The organism is Solwaraspora sp. WMMD1047 (assembly GCF_029626155.1).
Classification (GTDB): domain Bacteria; phylum Actinomycetota; class Actinomycetes; order Mycobacteriales; family Micromonosporaceae; genus WMMD1047.
The window spans coordinates 7,223,674-7,240,949 of record NZ_JARUBL010000001.1 but is presented as its reverse complement, the minus strand read 5'-3'; the positions used below and the strand labels follow the sequence as shown (position 1 = coordinate 7,240,949).

The 17,276-nt window shown below is 70.0% G+C and carries 16 protein-coding genes; 9 read left to right on the top strand and 7 right to left on the bottom strand.

Going from position 1 to position 17,276, the window contains the following annotated elements:
• Positions 1-6: 6 nt before the first annotated feature.
• The 7 genes from O7627_RS33125 to O7627_RS33095 all read right to left on the bottom strand — a co-directional run bounded on the left by O7627_RS33125 (position 7) and on the right by O7627_RS33095 (position 9,101).
• On the bottom strand, positions 7-1,269 hold the full coding sequence (locus O7627_RS33125; protein WP_278097358.1) for a lanthionine synthetase C family protein: 1,263 nt from the start codon (positions 1,267-1,269) through the stop codon (positions 7-9).
• Positions 1,266-4,286 (bottom strand): lantibiotic dehydratase, encoded by a 3,021-nt coding sequence (locus O7627_RS33120; protein ID WP_278097357.1) that lies wholly within the window; start codon positions 4,284-4,286, stop codon positions 1,266-1,268. Before O7627_RS33120 ends, O7627_RS33125 begins: the two co-directional genes overlap by 4 nt.
• A 109-nt stretch (positions 4,287-4,395) precedes the next feature.
• On the bottom strand, positions 4,396-4,530 hold the full coding sequence (locus O7627_RS33115) for an FxLD family lanthipeptide (RefSeq protein WP_278097356.1): 135 nt from the start codon (positions 4,528-4,530) through the stop codon (positions 4,396-4,398).
• Positions 4,531-4,795: 265 nt separating this feature from the next.
• Positions 4,796-5,707 carry an aminoglycoside phosphotransferase family protein gene (locus O7627_RS33110; protein ID WP_278097355.1) on the bottom strand — a complete coding sequence of 304 codons (912 nt, stop codon included), beginning with the start codon at positions 5,705-5,707 and terminating at the stop codon, positions 4,796-4,798.
• Complete coding sequence (locus O7627_RS33105; protein ID WP_278097354.1) at positions 5,704-7,059, bottom strand: hypothetical protein; 1,356 nt, start codon at positions 7,057-7,059, stop codon at positions 5,704-5,706. Before O7627_RS33105 ends, O7627_RS33110 begins: the two co-directional genes overlap by 4 nt.
• 75 nt (positions 7,060-7,134) lie before the next feature.
• On the bottom strand, positions 7,135-7,884 hold the full coding sequence (locus O7627_RS33100) for a 5-formyltetrahydrofolate cyclo-ligase (protein ID WP_278097353.1): 750 nt from the start codon (positions 7,882-7,884) through the stop codon (positions 7,135-7,137).
• Positions 7,885-7,895: 11 nt separating this feature from the next.
• Positions 7,896-9,101, bottom strand: coding sequence for a helix-turn-helix transcriptional regulator (locus O7627_RS33095; RefSeq protein ID WP_278097352.1), 1,206 nt, complete (start codon positions 9,099-9,101; stop codon positions 7,896-7,898).
• Positions 9,102-9,786: 685 nt separating this feature from the next.
• Between O7627_RS33095 and O7627_RS33090 the strand changes: the two genes are divergently transcribed.
• The 9 genes from O7627_RS33090 (at position 9,787) to O7627_RS33050 (ending at position 17,194) form a co-directional block, all read left to right on the top strand.
• Positions 9,787-11,253: an amino acid permease gene (locus O7627_RS33090; RefSeq protein ID WP_347404697.1), complete on the top strand. Its 1,467-nt coding sequence runs from the start codon at positions 9,787-9,789 to the stop codon at positions 11,251-11,253.
• A 4-nt stretch (positions 11,254-11,257) separates the two neighbouring features.
• Positions 11,258-12,067, top strand: coding sequence for a hypothetical protein (locus tag O7627_RS33085; RefSeq protein WP_278097350.1), 810 nt, complete (start codon positions 11,258-11,260; stop codon positions 12,065-12,067).
• The gene (locus O7627_RS33080) at positions 12,064-13,284 is read left to right on the top strand and encodes a pyridoxal-dependent decarboxylase (protein ID WP_278097349.1); all 1,221 of its coding nucleotides are present in this window, start codon (positions 12,064-12,066) and stop codon (positions 13,282-13,284) included. Before O7627_RS33085 ends, O7627_RS33080 begins: the two co-directional genes overlap by 4 nt.
• On the top strand, positions 13,281-13,895 hold the full coding sequence (locus O7627_RS33075) for a hypothetical protein (RefSeq protein WP_278097348.1): 615 nt from the start codon (positions 13,281-13,283) through the stop codon (positions 13,893-13,895). Before O7627_RS33080 ends, O7627_RS33075 begins: the two co-directional genes overlap by 4 nt.
• Positions 13,892-14,071 carry a hypothetical protein gene (locus O7627_RS33070; protein WP_278097347.1) on the top strand — a complete coding sequence of 60 codons (180 nt, stop codon included), beginning with the start codon at positions 13,892-13,894 and terminating at the stop codon, positions 14,069-14,071. The genes O7627_RS33075 and O7627_RS33070 overlap by 4 nt, the downstream gene beginning before the upstream one ends.
• A 32-nt stretch (positions 14,072-14,103) precedes the next feature.
• Complete coding sequence (locus O7627_RS33065) at positions 14,104-14,352, top strand: hypothetical protein (RefSeq protein WP_278097346.1); 249 nt, start codon at positions 14,104-14,106, stop codon at positions 14,350-14,352.
• Between the two features lie 466 nt (positions 14,353-14,818).
• Positions 14,819-15,658, top strand: coding sequence for an SAM-dependent methyltransferase (locus O7627_RS33060; protein WP_278097345.1), 840 nt, complete (start codon positions 14,819-14,821; stop codon positions 15,656-15,658).
• Positions 15,655-16,632, top strand: a complete 978-nt coding sequence (locus O7627_RS33055; protein ID WP_278097344.1) for a hypothetical protein — start codon at positions 15,655-15,657, stop codon at positions 16,630-16,632. Before O7627_RS33060 ends, O7627_RS33055 begins: the two co-directional genes overlap by 4 nt.
• A 58-nt stretch (positions 16,633-16,690) precedes the next feature.
• Positions 16,691-17,194 (top strand): Imm1 family immunity protein, encoded by a 504-nt coding sequence (locus tag O7627_RS33050; protein ID WP_278097343.1) that lies wholly within the window; start codon positions 16,691-16,693, stop codon positions 17,192-17,194.
• Positions 17,195-17,276: the final 82 nt, after the last annotated feature.

Genomic DNA, 17,276 nt, shown 5'->3' with positions numbered 1-17,276 from the left:
CCTCCTCTAGTTGATCAGGAGACTGGTGGCCCAGGGGATGCTGGTGCCGGTGGCGAAGGTGTGCAGCGTGAGGGCGATTCCAGCGGGGCCTGAGATCAGGCCGGATCGCGCCGGGGTGGGGTCGGTGGCGTACCTGATCAGCAGGCGCATCACCTGCGGCACGGCGGTTGGCAGACCGGTGGAGCGGGAGTCAGCCGCGGCGTACCAGACGGTGGCGGCGAGGCCGGACCAGCCGTGGCACAACGACGGATCGATGATCTTGCCGAGCTGGACGGGGTCGGCCAGGCAGCGGGCCAGGGCATCTTCGGCTGCCTGCTGCCGGGCGGTGTCGCCGAGGGCGATTCCGGCGAGCTGTTGGGCGCGGGCCACGCCCGGGGTGCCGTAGCACCAGGACGGCCGGGCAGGTTCGGCTGCGGCAGGCTGCCCGGCGTGCAGCTCCGTGACGGTGACCTTCTCCGGCCACCACGGCCCGGTCGGGCTGGCCTGCCGCCACCTGTCCAGCCAGGTGCAGATCCGGCCGATCGCCTCGGCCTGTCCCGGCACGCTGATGCGGCGGCGCGTAGCCAGGGCGAGGAGAGCCAAGGGGCCGGTGATGCCGTGCGCCATGCCGTGGTTGGCATGCCCGCCCGGCACCCGACTTGCGGGATCGGGTGGGTCGGCGCTCCACCAACCGGGTGCGAGTCGGCCTGCCTCGTCGTCGGCGTGGACCGGTTCGGTGAGCTCTACCAGGTACGCCAGCACCCGGGGGAGCAGATGTCCGTGCGGGTCGCGGCGGAGCAGGTGGGCTCCCAGGCCGGTCAGTCCGCGGACGAGATCGAACTCCGACACCGAGGGTCGGGCACCCGCGGCGAGGCGGGCTTCGGCGGTGGCCAGCCGGCGCCGGGTCAGGTCCGCGACGGCGTGGTCGAGCGCGTCCAGGGCTGCCGGGCGGGCGTGTGGCATGGCCGTGGTCAACGCGTGGGTGACAGCGGGTACACCGAACCACAGTCCGGCTCCGCTGCCGTTGTTCAACTCGTGGGCGGTCGCGCGGCGCAGCCACGCGTGGACCGGTTCCCATCCGCCGTGCCCCGTCTGCGCGCGCACCCCGTGCAGGATCGCCACTCCGGCGGCACCCTTGGACAGCGATTGGGCGTACCAGCGGGCGCTGCGTGGCCCGTGGTCGTCCGCCGCGGAATCCGGGGATGGCGGCTCGGCCAGGGTGGCGGTGATACACGAGGCCATCGTCTCGGCCGCGCGTAGTAGCGGAGTGGTCAGCAGGGTGGTGGTCATCGGGAGGCTCCTGTGGTGCGAACACGGCGGCGTACCGATGCCAGCGCGACGTGGCGGGCCAGCCGATACGTGACCTGCTCGGCGGCCTCGTCGGGACCGTGAACGCGAACGAAGTGCAGGTGCACCAGCGACGCGAGCACCACGGCGGGAGTGAGGCAGCCACCGGAGGTGGACAACGCGTCGGCGTACCGGGCAGCAGCCCGAGACCGGTCCCGCCAGGCATGCCGGATCGGCTCAGGCAGGGACGTCGGGTCGAGGATGGCCGCTTGCCGCAGGACGGCTCGGTCGATCGGTGACCGTCCGGACGGCTCCGGCCGGGCGACAAGCCATTCGCAGCCGTCGCTGCGGCTGCCCAACATCGCGCAGGCCAGGTCGACCATGCTCGCGGCGGTGAGCGCCTGCTGGTCGATCCTCGTTGTGTCTTTCGCCGCTATCTGGGCCAGGGCAACGCGGGAGTCAGCAGCGAACAACGCCTCGGCGGCGGACATCGCTGGGCCGTCGCCGTACCGGCCGGACTCGGGGTGATAGGTGTCCAGGCTCAGATCGCCGGCAACACCGCGCTGCCGAAGCCCTGCGGCCCACCGGCCGACTCGTTCCGCCGCCCCGCCGTAGCTATCGGTGTGCAACCGCAGCCGCAGGTGCGAGAACGGACGACGCATGCGGACGAACCACCACAACGGCGGCTCGGGCCAACCGGCGAGCAGCGCCGGAAGTCCTCGCAGCACGACCAACTCCATCAGCGACGGGTCGACGACCAGCGACGCGGACACCACGCCGCTCGCCCCGGGCATGACCGGCGCGGCCGGAGCAGGCGGCGGCCACCTGGCTGGTACGGCGATCGCGGACGGCACCGCAGCTGGAGCTGCCGTGGAGGCGACCGGCACGACGACTTCGTGAGCACGCCCGGACAGCCAGCCGAAGTCCTCCGGACCGGCCGCCGAAGCGATGGTCACTGGTCCGCGGCTGGCGTCCAGATGGGCACGTAGCAGAGACCGGTCCATCGCCTGATCGAGGTCGAGCCGAAGCCGCTGGTCGCCACTGCCAACCTGCACCCATCGCGGCAGCCCCAGCCTCGCCCGCAACTGCTCCCAGGCCGCCGACCATTCGCCGTCGCCCGCATCCGCACCGGGCAGCCGTGCCGGTTCGACACGCCACCGCGCCGCGGACAGGAGAACCCGGCCGTACCGCAACGCTGGCCGAAACGGCAGACAGGCCGCAGCGCCCCAGTCGAACGGCTTGAGCCGGGCGTCCAACGCTCGTGGCAACTCCACGAGAAAACGGCCCAGCAACGGAATGGCGTGCAGGGCGGCGGCATGCGCCACGGTCGGCTCGACCACCCGCCGCCGCGACATCGACACCACAACCAGCCGATCCCTCCCGGCGGCCACACCGAGGTCATCCAGGCTGATCACGTCCTCGGCAACCGGGCGGTGCTCGGCCAGACTGACCAGCCACGGGAGTACCTGCCGGGAGCGGAGCACATTCTGGGCATGCAGATTCCGCGGCGGGAAGCTCAACTGCGCCGGCATGGCCCTCTCCACCGCGACCGGCAGGCGCGCGAACTCCCCGCACATCCTCTCCCGCTCAGCGTCGGTGAGCACGTCTAGGAAGCGTCCGCCGGTCGCCATCGCCGAGCGGCCTATACCCGTCAACGCGACGGTGAACCGGCCTTCGTCCAGCGCTTTCAGCGAGATCGCGCGTACCTCCGCGCAGACGTCGACGTGAGGGCTGACGAGGTACTCGTCGCGCTCGGTGCCGGCGAGCGCCCGCACGGCCGCATCATCGAGAACCACCTCATCGACACCGTCGATCACCGCCTGCTGCGCCAGCGCCAGCAGGCGCTCATCCCGACCGGACAGCGTGGCCGCAAGGGCGCGGTTCGCGGTGCTGACGTGGTCCGGGAATCCCAATCCGGTCATCGGATCAACCAGCTGGGCAAGCGGCACCACAGCCGCCATCCCGTAACGGTCAACAAACCGGGCATGGTAGGCGCGCCATTCCGGCTGCCCCGCGGGATCCGGCGTCAACCGTCGCAACACGTCCGCTGACGTCACGATCTCGGCAGCGACCTGCCTCGGCAGGACAACCTGATCCCCTAGCCGAAGATCCACCGCCAATGGCTGCGGAACGGCCGCCACGCATCTCATCTCGTTGGCCAGCCCACGAAGGTCCGTCACACCGCCGGCGCTGGCACCGAGGCGACCCTGAAGCGCACGAAGTCGCGCCCGAACCGTTCGCTGCTTGTCAGGACCGTCATCGTGGCATACGTCTAGATGATCAAGGACATGGGTGATCGGGTCCATGGTGGTTGACGGTGGCCGGAGAGCACAGATCAACACCCCGTGGTTGACCAGATCGGCAACCAGCGCCTCAGCGGCCGCACGTGGGAATTCCGGGAACCCGGCGGTGACCTTGTCGACCAGCTCAGCCCAGAGCATCGGCGCGGAGGTAAGCGACACCGCCAGCCGCACCGCTTCGGTGTACCTGATCGAGGCGGTGCCGTCGGCAGGTGCGAAGGCGTGTGGCCGGCACGTCACGACGATCCGGGAGCCACGAACCAATGCCAGGTTGTTCGCTTGCACAGACAGACCGCAGCGTATGTCCGGATCAGCTTCAAGCCGTGCGACCAGCGACGCGAGCCAGCTCGCGTCCGGCCGCACCTGGACCACCGGCCGCCCCGACACGGCCGCCGTGGCGAAGCGCAGGCTCGCAACCCCGGAGAACAACCCGAACGGGGTCGCCCGCCGCTGCGCGCGTACCAGGTACCGAGCCACCGTCAACACCATCCGCCAGCCCGGGTCCACGCCGAGGTTCCCTGCGGCTAGCACCGCTTCCACACGGTCTGCGAACTCGGGGCTGGCCGCCCAGATCGCCTCCGCCAGGCCGATCTTCCGCCAGGTCGTTCGGAGCCAGGCCTCAATACCGGCAGCGTCGTTCTGGTGTGGCCAAGGCACCGCGCCTTCGAGCCACGAATGGGCGGCGACGCGGATCATGGCGGCATCGAGCGCCCGGAACATGACACCTCCTACCGTCTGAATCCGTCCCCGCGAGAAGCCGCCCGATCGTGGACGCCGGCTCCGGCAGGTGTCGGGAGTCCGCCCGCCGGAACCGGCTGGAAATGCTCGACTAGCAGTCGCTGCCCTTCACGGTGTCGCAGCCGTCGTCCGTGTCCGCCAACAACGCGGCGGTGACCGGACCCTCCGTGACGATCTCCACGTCGAGCTCGAACGGGCCACCGCTAACGGCAAGCAGGTTGTCCATAATTCCCCTCCAACGAGGCGCGTGATGGTGTGTGGGCAGGTAGCCCCCGCAGCTACCGGCACCTTGGCTACTTCTCGTGCGTCTATGACCAGCGTCGAGTAACGAAGCAGCCGACGGAAGACACGCCCGTACTGGTCTTGTACTGGTTCAGTCAGTCAGGCGGGCGACATTCGGCACCACCGATGTGGTTGCTCAGCGACGGCGCAAGGTCTCGTTGGGCCGGCTGGCGGGTCGCCGCAATCATGTTTCGGGCCAACGAGAGCGATCAGCGTGGCAGGTCTCCGAATGCGGTCCATCGCGCGTTGGTGTCGCCGGTGCGAACTGACCTCAGCCGTAGCTGAAACTCCTCGCCCACACCAGGCGCACTGGCCAACAGCGGTACGGCTGCGGCGATCATCTTCAGTTCGCGTGCCTCTTGCAGCAAGTGCCAGGATGAATCCTGGGTGATGTCGTAACCATAGGCGGCGGCCAGCTTGCTGTGTCCGCCGGTAGAGCCGAACCGAGCTTCATTAGCTGGCGGCGGAACGAGGTCGACCTGCCACGGTCCGATGCAGGTCGCGTCGAAGTCACACATCAGCACCCTGCCGGACCCGACACGGAGCAGGTTTCCCTCGTGCGCGTCACCGTGTACAAGGCCGGGTTCGACGCTCGCCGCAAACGCCTGCAGGCGAGGTTCGAGACGGTCACACCAGGCGAGCAGATAGTCCCGGTCACCGTCGGCGAGTCCCTCGGCGTCGTCGAGGCGGCTCCGCGCGTCGCCGATCGGATCCCACGCCGGCAGGTTCAGCGGAGGGGTGCCGAGGCTATGGAACGCGCGCAGCGCGACGCCGAGATCGCCAGCGTCGGGAGGAGGCTCGTGCGGTGCGACGAAGCGCCACACGGTGGCGAGCAGGCCCCCATCGGCAACGGGTTGGTCGACACCGGGGGCAAGCCGGATCGTCGGCGCGTCGACGTCCTCGAACCAGACACCGAGCGCGGCGACCTTGTACACGCGCGAGTGCAACCGATGCGTGCGCGTTATCCGCACGACCAGCCCGGCGGTCGGCAGCGCAAAGACGGCGTTGTTCGTCAGCCGGAGCAGACGTGCATCCGCGTCAACGACGCCGAGCTGGTCGGAGATGTTCGCTAGGGCTTGCCACATCGCCGCCTCAGTGAACCGGCCGTCTGCGCCTGTCATGCGACGGGGACGGGGCGTGGCAATGCCCGTACGAAATCGGCGACCTCCGGTAGATGCATGTGCTGCGCCGCGTCGCGGCGCAGGTTAACGATCCGTTCGATCACCCGCGGCGACGTCAACGTATCGGCCTGCTGCCGGGCGGTGTCACCAGCCGCCAACGCTAGGTCGGGAGCGTCTGCGAGGAAGTACGCACTCGCCAGACCAACCTGGTTGAGAACGGTGCTACGCGTGTTCTGCGGGCCGAAAGCGTCGATCGCTTCGGTGACCCACCGCACCGCGTCGCCGCCGCGCCGCCGATCGGCGCGCGCCCAGTCGCGGTATACCCGACCGTACTGGGCAAGCAACTCGCCCTTGTCGAGGAATCCGAGCCATTCAGGTTCGTTGCTCGGATCAACGTCCGTAAACGCTTCGCTGGAACGGTCCAGTGCCTGCTGCGCGCCCTGCCAGTCGCCGATCGCCGCTCGGGATGCCGCTTCAGCTCCCCGCAGGATCGTGGTGATCGCGGGCGTGGCCTCACCCTGGGGGTCCGCTGCCCGCAGGATCTCCAGAGCGTCTCGGTTGTGCCGCAGGTGCTGCATCTGCTTGGCCTGCCCGTACCGAACGTGGGCGGCGAGCTGCCTGTCGCCGGCCTCGATGGCGAGGCGTTCCGCAGCGGCGAAGTGCCGCTGAGCATCGCTGTGCCGTGTTGCGTCAAACGCGGTCCAGCCGGCCAGATCCCTGGCACCGGCGATCGCGACCAACAGTTGGGGACGTAGCGTATCGCTGACCGCCTGACCTAGCAGCGCGGACGCGGACTGCGCGAACCGGCCGACATCATCGACCAGGCTGCCGCCTCCGAATTCCTGATCGGCCAAACGGTACAAGCTGGTGAGGGCTGTGAGGCGCGAAACGTCGGCAACACCGATCTGGCGGCGCGGCCCATGACGGGCACCGACAATCCCGGCAGCGGCAGCCACCGTGGCCAGGCCCAACAACAGTGACCGGCGGCGCACCTGAGCCGCTACCACGCCCACATCGTCACCCCCACCCAGATCGTCCAGCGGCGAAGCCACGCCGACCATGACGCCGTCCGGCGACGCCGGAGACAGGTGCCGGGAGGCATCGGCCTTTCCGACCGCCGCTGTCAATGTGCCTAGATTTCCTCCGCAAGCAGGCCCGTCCGAAACGCCCGGAGTTCTGCCGGAGAGCACGGCGGCAAACCGTTGCTGGACGTCGTCAGACGCACGCGCAAGATCGATATCAAGTAGCTGCTGGGTTTCGGTATTGAGGCGGGCAAGCCTGCCTCGGCTGTCCCAGTTCGCGACTGTAGCGGGTGAGACGCCGAGATGGGCGGCATAGGCACGGATACTCATCCTTCGGGCCCGTCGCAGCGCCGCTGCTTCCAGCCCGGTCCATCGTGGTGCTACGACCATCGCTGCTCAGCCTCCCTACTCTGTCTTGTGCTCGTTCCGGTGGAGCGCACGACTTGCCAGTACGGGGATGGTGGCGATCTTCTCAGGGGTGAGATGGTCCCAGAGCACTCCATCGGGTCGGCGAACAGGCGGGCAGGTGATGATCGTCTCGGGAGTGATGATCGCGTCTACGCGGAAGTCGTGTGGTGTCTCGGGTAATGATCCGTTGACGATCTGGATGGGGTGGACGGTCGTCACGATGATGGTGTGCGAGCCGATGAGGCCTGCCTCGGCAAGTAGGGCGAGTTCGAGGTCTGAGTAGCCGGCTCCCTTGCCGACCCGGGCGCCGTCGGCGTTGACGGCGACGCTGCCGCAGACCACCAAGTCGAGGGTGGGCATGGCGTCAATGGTGACGGTGTGGGCGAGGGTGGCCGCGACCTGGTGCGCGGCCGCCTGAGCGACTGGCGGCGGCAGGGTGGCGGGATCCAGCAGATAGAACGGCTGGACGGTGGCGAGGTTGGGTATCGCCATGTAGACGGTCTTGCCGTTCTCCAGCGCGTGAACGCGAGCGGGGAGCTGTGCCCTGTCAGGGTTTGCCTTGATCACCCGGGCTGACTTCCACGGCGGCAGTGTGGTCAGGAGTTCGGCTGCGGTGTCCGCGCCGAAGAAGGCCGGGATGTGGCCGGAGACGCCGGGCTCGACGGCGAGGTGGCGTTCCAGCAGTGACCAAATGTGCTCTCGGATGGCCTGTTTGGCCCGCTGGGCCGATGGGTCGGCGTTGGACACGGTGCGGCTCCTTAGGTGGCCATTAGCGCGAGCAGCCGGTCTTGGGCGAGTTGGACGGCCGGGTCGTGCCGCCATGGGTTGAGCGCCCGGCCGGCGGTGAACGCGACGGTCAGTCCGCCGCCGCCACGGGTCGCGTCGACAATGTCGATCGCGCGGTGCAGGCTGCCGACCGCTTCATCGATCTTGTGCTGGCGGGTGAAGGATAAGGCGAGGTTGGCGGCGGCGACCGCGGCCGCCTTGGTCTGGCCGGCGTATTGCAGCGTTTCGGCGAGCAGGAGCGCCGCTTTGGGCGCGTCGTTCAGGTGGAGGTAGCAGGAGCCGGCCATCCGGCTTACGTCGAACGGGGCGAGTAGTAGCGCTGCTCCGTCGCTGCCATTCACTTTCCCGATATGGGTGTCGGCCGCGTGCAGGGCGTCCTCGCACGAGCGCGCGTGTTGACGCATGGCGTGGGCTTCGGCCACATGCAGCAGAGCCAAGCCGGTGAGCGCGTTACTGGCGGTGTGACTTGTCGCCGCCGCTTGGGCCGCCATCTCGAGCCCGGTCACGGGATCTTGCTGTCCGTACAGGGCGACGAGGCTGCTGCGCAGCTGCGCGCGAGCGTTCAAGATGCGGTCGCCACATTCGGTAGCGGCGTCGGCGGCGGCGGCGAAGTACGACAGCGACGAGGCGTGATCTCGACGTAGCGACGCGTCCCAAACCAGCTGGCCCATCAGGATGCCGGACTCGGCGAAGGCACCCAGTAGCTCATGCTGCACGCGGCCGTTGCTGGCGTGGAGACGGAGGAAGGCAATCTGTCCATGTCGCTCGGCGGTGGGACCGAGCAGAGCCGCTGACGGCTCACGATCGTATGCAGCATCGAGGTCGGCCAACTGCTCACGCAGGTAGGAGACCGTGATCAAGTCGGCTCGGCTCGGGTGAGCCATGGCGTACTCCAAACGCCGAGCACCGTCCGACGCTCCAGCCGCGATCACGCCAGCTACAGGACCAGCGAGCATGGCCTCGAAACGTTCACGGACGTCATCGCTGGCCCGGCTGAGGTCCCGGTCGAGAATCTCCTGGGTTTCGTCCCGCAGCCGGATGCCCTCGCCGCTGTGTTCCCAGTTCGTCACGGAGGAGACCGCCACGCCGAGATGGGCAGCGAAGGCGCGCACGCTCATCCGCCGCGCCTCCCGCAAGGCCCGTGTCTCGCGGCCGGACCACTTGACGACCGTCGTCACTGAACATCTCCCAGGCTTGTTGACCATGCATTACACAAAGGCCACCTCAGCGTAGTCCGGGCCTGCGGCGGTGAGGAGTACAAGACCCGGACAAGACTGGTACATGGTGGTGTTCCCGGCGTTCCCACTACGCCCGAGGATCATCACCAATGGTTGTAGACAGCCTGCGGCGACTTGGTCCGGACCAATTTACGGGCGCGGCCGAGCACAGAGAAACACCAAGTGGCGTGTTCGGTCTGGCCCGCTTTCGCCGAGTCGATAAGTGCGCGAGGACTTCACAGGAGCGCCGTCCATCGTCGCTGGCAAGCCAACTATTTGGTAATGCCCGAGCAGTTCTGGGAGGACGTCGTGAGCGGTCTGTCGAGAGGTGTGACCTGGTACGGCCTGCGGGTTCGGGCCCGGCCGCCGATCGGTGGTACGGGGCCAGGCCGGTCGATGGTTCCTTCCGGGTGCGGTGGGCGGTGCGCCGTGATTGGCCGGACGGCACACACGAGTTCGTTCGAGCTCGTGACACTGAAGCGGGCGCACACCGCCAGAAGGAAGGCGATCGGGATTTCTGGCGGCCCGGCCCGATGCGACCCGAGTTGTCGGTGGTGTGCATCAGCGCGAATGACTTCAGGGTGCACGGCCGGCAACGCCGAGATTGCAAGTCTCCTGACTGCCCTCGCGCGCAGGTCGCGGCGGAGTGGGTGAAGGCGGCGTGAGTCAGGTGACGTTAGCGCGGCGCACGCTCGGTGGCGGCGCTTTGTGGGTGTTCGGTGTGGGGGCGAGCTCTCCGTTGACCGTGTTGGTCGGGGGGATCGTGTCGACGTACGCCTTGACGGGTGTGGTCGGTGTGCCGCTGTCCTTTCTGGTGATCATGGTGGCGTTGGGGCTGCTGGCGGTGGGTTATGTGGCGATGGCACGGCACGTGCCGCACTCCGCTCCGTTCTACGCCCAGTTCGCGCGGGGGTTGAGCCCGATGCTCGGGGTGGCTGGCGCAGCGGTGGCGTTGCTGGGTTACAACACGATCCAGATCTCGCTGTTTGGCCTGATCGGCGCCACGTTGGCGGGGCTGGCCGGTGGCGTGTGGTGGGTGTGGGCGGCGGTGGTGTGGCTGGTCGTGGCGGTGTTGGGTCGGGTCCGGGGAGCGGCGAACGCGCGGGTACTCGGCGCCCTGTTGGCGGTGGAGTTGGCCACGATCGTGTTGTTCGATGTCGCCGCGTTGTCGAATCCGGCCACCGGTGGGGTGAGTCTGGAGGCGTTCGCCCCGTCGGGTCTGGCGACGGCCGGTGTCTCCGGTGCCTTGGCGTTCGGGATGGCCGCGTTCGCCGGCGCGGAGACACCACTGGCGTTCTCGGAGGAGTCCCGCACGCCGCGGGCGGTGGCTAGGGCGACGTTCGGCGCGATTCTGTTCCTGGGTCTGTTCTATTGCCTGTCGGCGTGGGCGTACGCGACGGCCGTGGGACCGGGGTCGGTGGCGGAAGCGGCGGCGGACCCGACGCGGGGGCCGTTCGCGGTGTTGGAGCGGGTGTTCGGCGCGGGTGTGGGCACGTTGGCGACCCTGTTGCTGGTGACCAGTGTCGTAGCGGCGATGGTGGCGTTCCACTTGGCGGTGGCCCGGTATGTGTTCGCGTTGGCGCGGGAGCGCGTCCTGCCGGTGGCGATGGCCGCGGTCAGCGGCGGCGCGCGGGGCGGTGCGCCGTTGGGCGGCTCGATGGTCCAGTCCGTGACCGCCGCCGCGGTGGTGACGGGCTTCGTAGTGGCCGGCGCTGATCCGATGACCTTGTTCGTGTGGTGCTCGACGATCGGCGCGGTGTCGATTCTGCTGCTGTTGACGGTGGCGTCGGTGGCCGCGCTGGGGTTCTTCGCCGCCGGCCGGGGAGCCAACGAGTCGGTATGGGTCCGGCAGGCGTTTCCCGGCGTCGGGGCGGTGGTGGGGTTCCTGGTGTTGGTGTTCATGGCCGGCAACCTGGCATCACTGCTGGGCGCCGCGCCGGGTTCGCCGCTGCCGTGGCTGGTACCGGCTCTGGTGGCGGGCGCCGGGCTGGTCGGCCTGGCCCGGGGGCAGTGGCTACGCCGCGCCGATCCTGAGGTCTACCAGCGGCTCGGCCACGGCACTCCGGACGCGTTGACCGTGCGGGACCAGCGCCTGGCCGAGTTGGAGGTGTGACGAGGTGATGGCGGAAACGGCCGGGTACGCCCGGCACGAGGCCGCGACGCCGGGCGCGGCGGATGATTTCGCGGCCCGGCAACAGGCCCTCAAACGGGACACGAACCTGCGGGTGCAGGCCATCGACCGGCTGCGGAGAATGAACGTGCAGCACGCGATGCACGCCTGGCAACGTCGCTACAGCGACCCGATCGCCCCCTACGCGCTGGCGTTCCTCTACGCGCAGCCCGCCCGGCCGGGATGGCTGGCCGTGCGCGCGGCGACCCGGTTGTGGCTGGCAGGCCCGGAGGCGGCGGACCTGCCCCGGTTGTTGTTCCGGCTCAACGAGGTGGTCACGCACCAGCGCGGCGGCACACCGTATGACCCGCGTCGAGACCTGGCCGACCGGGTAGACCCGCAGATGGCCGCCGACGCCTGGTACGTCGGGCTGGCCGTGTCGAGCCTGGACACCCACACCGGCTCCTGGGAGCAGGCCCGCGAACGGGTCAACGGGTACGCCGATCTACCCGGCCTGGTCCGCATCGTGATGACCGACACGACCACGATCACCGTCGACCGGCGCGGTCTGCCCGAGTTCAACACCATGACCGTGCACACCACCCACGCGCTGAGCTGGTCAATGATCGACGCCCCCTACACATACAACGTCGTCCCCGTCGATGACCTCATCGCCGACCCGGACCACCGCACTGTGCTGCGGTGGATGACGGAACTCAACGACAACCTGTCGCGGGCCGACCACGCCCGCAGCAGCCAGGGCACCCCGTCGGCGGGGCGGGGACATGATCCACGATCACGGCGGAGGCAGCCGTGACCGCACCCGCCGTCCACGGCCTGACCGGACCCGAGGCGGTCGTCGCGGACCTGCTCGCCGCAGCGCGGGAGAACCGCCGCTACGACATCGGCTTTCCCGGCGCCACCGACCTCACCTTCATGGGCCTGGCGGAGGTGCTGACCGGGCAGTTGTTGAACAACATCGGCGACCCGTTCGATGTCGGCCGTGGCCGTAACCACACCAAGCAGCTGGAGCAGCAGGTCGTGACGACGGTCGCCGACATCCTGGGTGCCCCGGCCGGCGCCTGGGGGTATGTCACGACCGGCTCGACGGAGGGCACCCTGCACGCCTTGGATGAGGCGTGGCAGCGCTACCCGGACCTGGTCGTCTACACCTCCGCTGCGGCCCATTATTCGGTCGCCAAGGGCGCCCGGCTGTTGAAGCTGCCGTTGGTGATGGTCCGTACCGATCCCACCGGCCGGATCGACGTGGCCGACCTGGCGGGGGAGATTGCCCGCCGCCGGGACCGCCCGGCGATGGTGGTCGCCACGGCGGGCACCACGATGACCGAAGCCGTCGATGACGTCGGGGCCATCGCCGCCGCCTGCGACGACCTGGCCGTGGCCCGCCGCCGGATCCACGTCGACGCCGCCCTGTCCGGCATTCCGCTGGCCCTGCTGCCCCCCGAGACCCGCCCGGCGTTCGGGTTCGGCTCGGGCGCCACCAGCATGGTCGTCTCCGGGCATAAGTTCCTGTCCACGCTCGTGCCGTGTGGGGTGCTTGTGTACGCCACCGCGCCCCACCTTCCCGCCGGTGGACGGATCGCCTACACGGGCTCCGCTGACACGACCATCACCGGTTCCCGTTCCGGGCACACGCCGCTGCTGCTGTGGTGGGCGCTGACCACCCTCGGCGTTGACGGACTCCGCCGGCGCGCGCAGGCCTCGCGCGACCTCGCCGCCTATACCCACGGCCGGTTGCGGGGGATCGGCTGGCCCACCCAGCTCCTCCCGCACGCGTTCACCGTCACCTTGGCCGAACCCCCACCTTCGGTGCTCGCGAAGTGGGTCCTGGCCAGCGACGGCCAGACCGCTCACATCGTGTGCATGCCCGGCACCACCGGAGACCAGATCGACGAGTTCGTCACCGACCTGGCCGCCGCCCGACCGCCTACCTCGCCGCCGTCGGTGCCATCTCCTACAGCTCGCGTTCCGCGCACCCGTTCGCACAGGACCCGGACAAGGACCACGCCATGACCAGCCCGTACGCGCTGCCGCGACCCGATCCCAGCCTCGCGTATGCCCTGCACTATCTGCGGTCGCAGCCCCGGCTGCGATCGGCGGAGGATGCTGGTGGGACGTGGCTCTACCTGCACCGTGGCTGGATCGTCACCCCGGTGCGTCCCTTTCACGGTGGCTGGATCTGCGATGTGATTTCCGGGCCGGCGGCCGGTACCCGCCGGCCCGTCAACGACGTCGAGATCGCCACGGCCCTGGCGGTAGACGGCCTCACGCACCCGCTCGACACCGCCGACCATGCCACCTACCTGGCCGTGTGGCGCACCCAGACCCTGATCTGCCTGCCACACGGTCGCCGCGCAGCCCTCGGTCGTTGGCTCGCCGAGCACGCATCCCCACGGGTGTACCCGCGCGACCAGTCGGACCCGCCGGCGGGACCGGCGGTCGACCTGGACCGCGCCGCCCTGCACCAGCTACTCCTGCAGGTCCACACCACCCGAGCCGGCCTACGCCAGCTCCTGGCCTCCTACACCCAGGCCGGGCTGCTGCACCACAGCCAGCCGGCGTTGTCGCAGCCGCACTGGGGCCGGGCCGTCCTCACCATCCCCGGTTACCGGTGCCGACCATGAACGCCCCGGGCGCCGCCCTCGGCGTCATCGTGCTCGTCGCCGCGCTCATTTACGCGGCGAGTCCCCGTACCACCTGGCTGGTGCTGCGTTACCGGTTCAGCCGGGCCGTCACCACCGCCGTGGTCGCGCTGATCCTCCTCGGGGCTGTCTCCGACCTCGCCGGGACTCCCGAGTAGACCCCTCGACTGTTACGAGAGGAACGAAAGCCGTGTCCACCCCCGCCGTTCACCCCGATACGCCGCCCGTACCGGCGGCCGAATCGGTCTCGTCTCTCGCGTCGTCGGCTGCCGAGATCCTGGTGCTGCACACCGCCGACGAGCAGGGCATGTGCACCCACTGCCGTGCCGCCTACGCGCTGCTCGTACCCCACCCGTGCAGCCAGCGCGGCTGGGCGAGTCGTGTCGACCGAAGGGTGGTCACGCGCCAGACCCTCGACGTGCTCGGTATCGCCGCGTGATCATGATCCGTTCCCGTCTTCCCCACCCCTGGTGCGTGTCGTCTGCTGGCGCGGCGTGCGGGTGGGGGCGGCGCCGACCCCGCATCCCTTCACCGCGTGCGCGGTCGCGCGTCCGGTGGTGTGCCGCCCCGCATCCCCTCTCTCCGGCGGCACACCACCCCTACCCACTAGCCCAATTGACTGAAAGATTCATGTGTCCGGCGGCGGTGGCCCTTGAGGGTTCAGCGCCCGCCGCCGGCGGGCTCCGGGGTTGCAGCCCTGGTGCCCCTGCCCGCCCGTCGGCCGGCCCGGCCGGCACGCCCCGCTGGCCGGGCCGGCCGACGGGCGGGTCCCTCCACCACGTCTATCTGCCCGGCCCGGGCAGCACCGGCTGGTCCAACCCGGTCACCGCCCGCCAATCCGCCAGCGCCAGGTGGACCGGCGGGGGAGGCGGCGAGGTCGCCATGCTTCAGGTGCGGTCGGCCCCGTGAACGACACCTCGCCGGGTTCCCGGCGGCCCGTTGCGTCCGGCCGGGCGCTGACCGGCGATCCGTCCGGCCGGCTGAGTCTGGCCCGCCGCTACAACGCCCTGCTGGGTGGCAAGGACAACCAGGCCGTTGACCGGCGCTCGGCGCACGCGCTCGCCGAGGTCTTTCCCGGCGCTGTCGCGGCCGCGATCGAGAACAGGCGCTTCCTGCGCCGGGCCGTGGCCGCCCTCGCTAAGGCGGGGGTCAGCCAGTTCCTGGATGTCGGATGCGGCCTGCCGCACGAGCCGACCGTGCATGAGGTCGCCCGCCAGGTCGTGCCGGGGGCGCGGGTGGTCTACGTCGACAACGACCCGTTGGTGCTGGCATACGCCCGCGCGCTGATGCACAGTCCCGGCGCGACCGGCCACATCCTGGCCGACCTTGACGACCCGGAGACGATCCTCGACCACCCGCAACTCGGGGTGTTGGATCTGGCCCAGCCGGTCGCCCTGCTCGCGGTCGGCGTCCTGCATTTCCTACCCGTCCCGTATCCGGCACTGGCGCGGCTGCGTGACGCGTTGGCGCCGGGCAGCTATATGGCGGTGACGCACCACAGCCACGACCATCTCCCCGCGGATGTAGCCGAACGGCTCACCGCGTTGACCGGGCCGGGCGGTGGGCACGGGCCGCTGTACCCGCGCACCCGCGCCGACGTGGTCCGGCTGCTCGACGGCGACGGGTGGGAGGTCCTCGCGCCGGGGGTCGTTCCGGTGCGGCGGTGGCAGCCGCGCCGGTATCCGGAACCGGACCCGGACGGGCCGCAGACCGCCCTGTACGCGGGGGTGGCCCACCGGCCATGACCGCCACACCTTCCACATCGGTGCGGCGGGTGCTCGCCGCCGCGGCCACGGTCGTCCTCGCCGCCGCGGTGACGGCCGCCGACACCGCCGACCCTGACCTGTTCTACCGCGGCAGTCATCCGCTGCTGCGGCTGGCTGACCGGATCCCACCCGACCCGGGTCCGTACGGGTCGGTGGTCTTCCACCATGTGCGGCGGTGGTCGGTGACGACCACCGGCCGGCCCGCCGAGCGGCCAGATCTGACGGTGGCCGTCGCGGTGGACCAGCGGCGGTGGGCCGCCCCGGACGGGTCGGGACGCATCATCAGCCGGCACACCACCCCCGACGAACGGCTGGCCGCGGCCCACCTGAGCTACCGCAGCAGCGACGCCGAGTTCACCACCACCACCACCACGACGACGGTGGAGGACCTGCCGGCCGGTGCCTTGGGTGGTGGCTGCACCGTGCCGTGGCCGTGTCCCGGCGTGTCGGAGCCGGCCCGGCCGTCCCTGGATGAGGCGTACCCGGCCCGGACGGTGGACGAGTTCACCTTCCTGCATCTGCACTTCGACCTGCCATCCGCCGACCGGGCGGCGGCGCTGCGGGTCCTCGCCGCCACTGGAGGGCTCACTTACCAGGTCGGGGTGGTGGACCGGTTGGGTCGGCCCGGGCTGGGGGTGGTGCTGGAGGTGCCGCCGATCCGGCACCGGCTGATCCTGCACCCCGGCAGCGGACACCTGCTGGCCGCCGAGCAGCAGCTGACCGGCCCGCACCCGCACCTGACAGGTGTCGGCCCGCCGGCGGTGGTCGAGTACGTCCTGCTCGTCGGGCAGGGCCGACGCGGTCTGGTCGGGCAGCCCGACGAGCCGCGCCCCAGCGGTCCGGGCGTCCGCGCCATCTGCGCGCCGGCCCCCACCACCGCCGATACCGGAGCCGCCGACCTGCCACCTGCGCGCCCACCCCGCCGGGCCTCGGCCCGCGGGCCGGGGCCCTGATGACAGACCCGACAGCCCGCCACCCCTTCCGCCCATCCCATACCGAAAGTGATCCACTGTGCGAACACGATCGGAGTCCCACCGGTGCACTTCATATCAGGCCACCAGGGGCAGCCTGAGTGTCGAGTTCTCCCTGCAGGCCGATGACACGGGGCCGATCATCGCCGGGGATCCGGCGGAGGTCGACCGGGCGTTCGACCGAATCCTGGCCGCCGCACCGCGGCTGCTGCACAATCCCACCGCCTTCATCCGGGAACGGCCACGCACCGGCCCGGCCGGCGTCCCCGACCACGGACTCAAACTCGACGTCTGCCCCGCCCACGGCGTCGGCGCCATGTCCTACTACGGCGACCCCGACACCAGCGGCCAGCCCGGTCCGTGGATCACCCGCGGCCCCGGCCCGTCGCCGGTGGTACTGCGACGCGACATCGACAGCGCCACCCCGTACCCGGCCGACGCCGCCGTGACCCTCGACGACATCCGCCGCGCCCTGCACGAGTTCCTCACCACCGGCGGCCGACGACCCACAGCCGTCGACTGGCAACAGGCAACAACCTGGTGACCCACCCAGCCCTCAAACGCCGGGCAACAGGCAACAGCCCGGCATCCACAACGAGCAGAAAGACCCATCTGTGACCGAGATC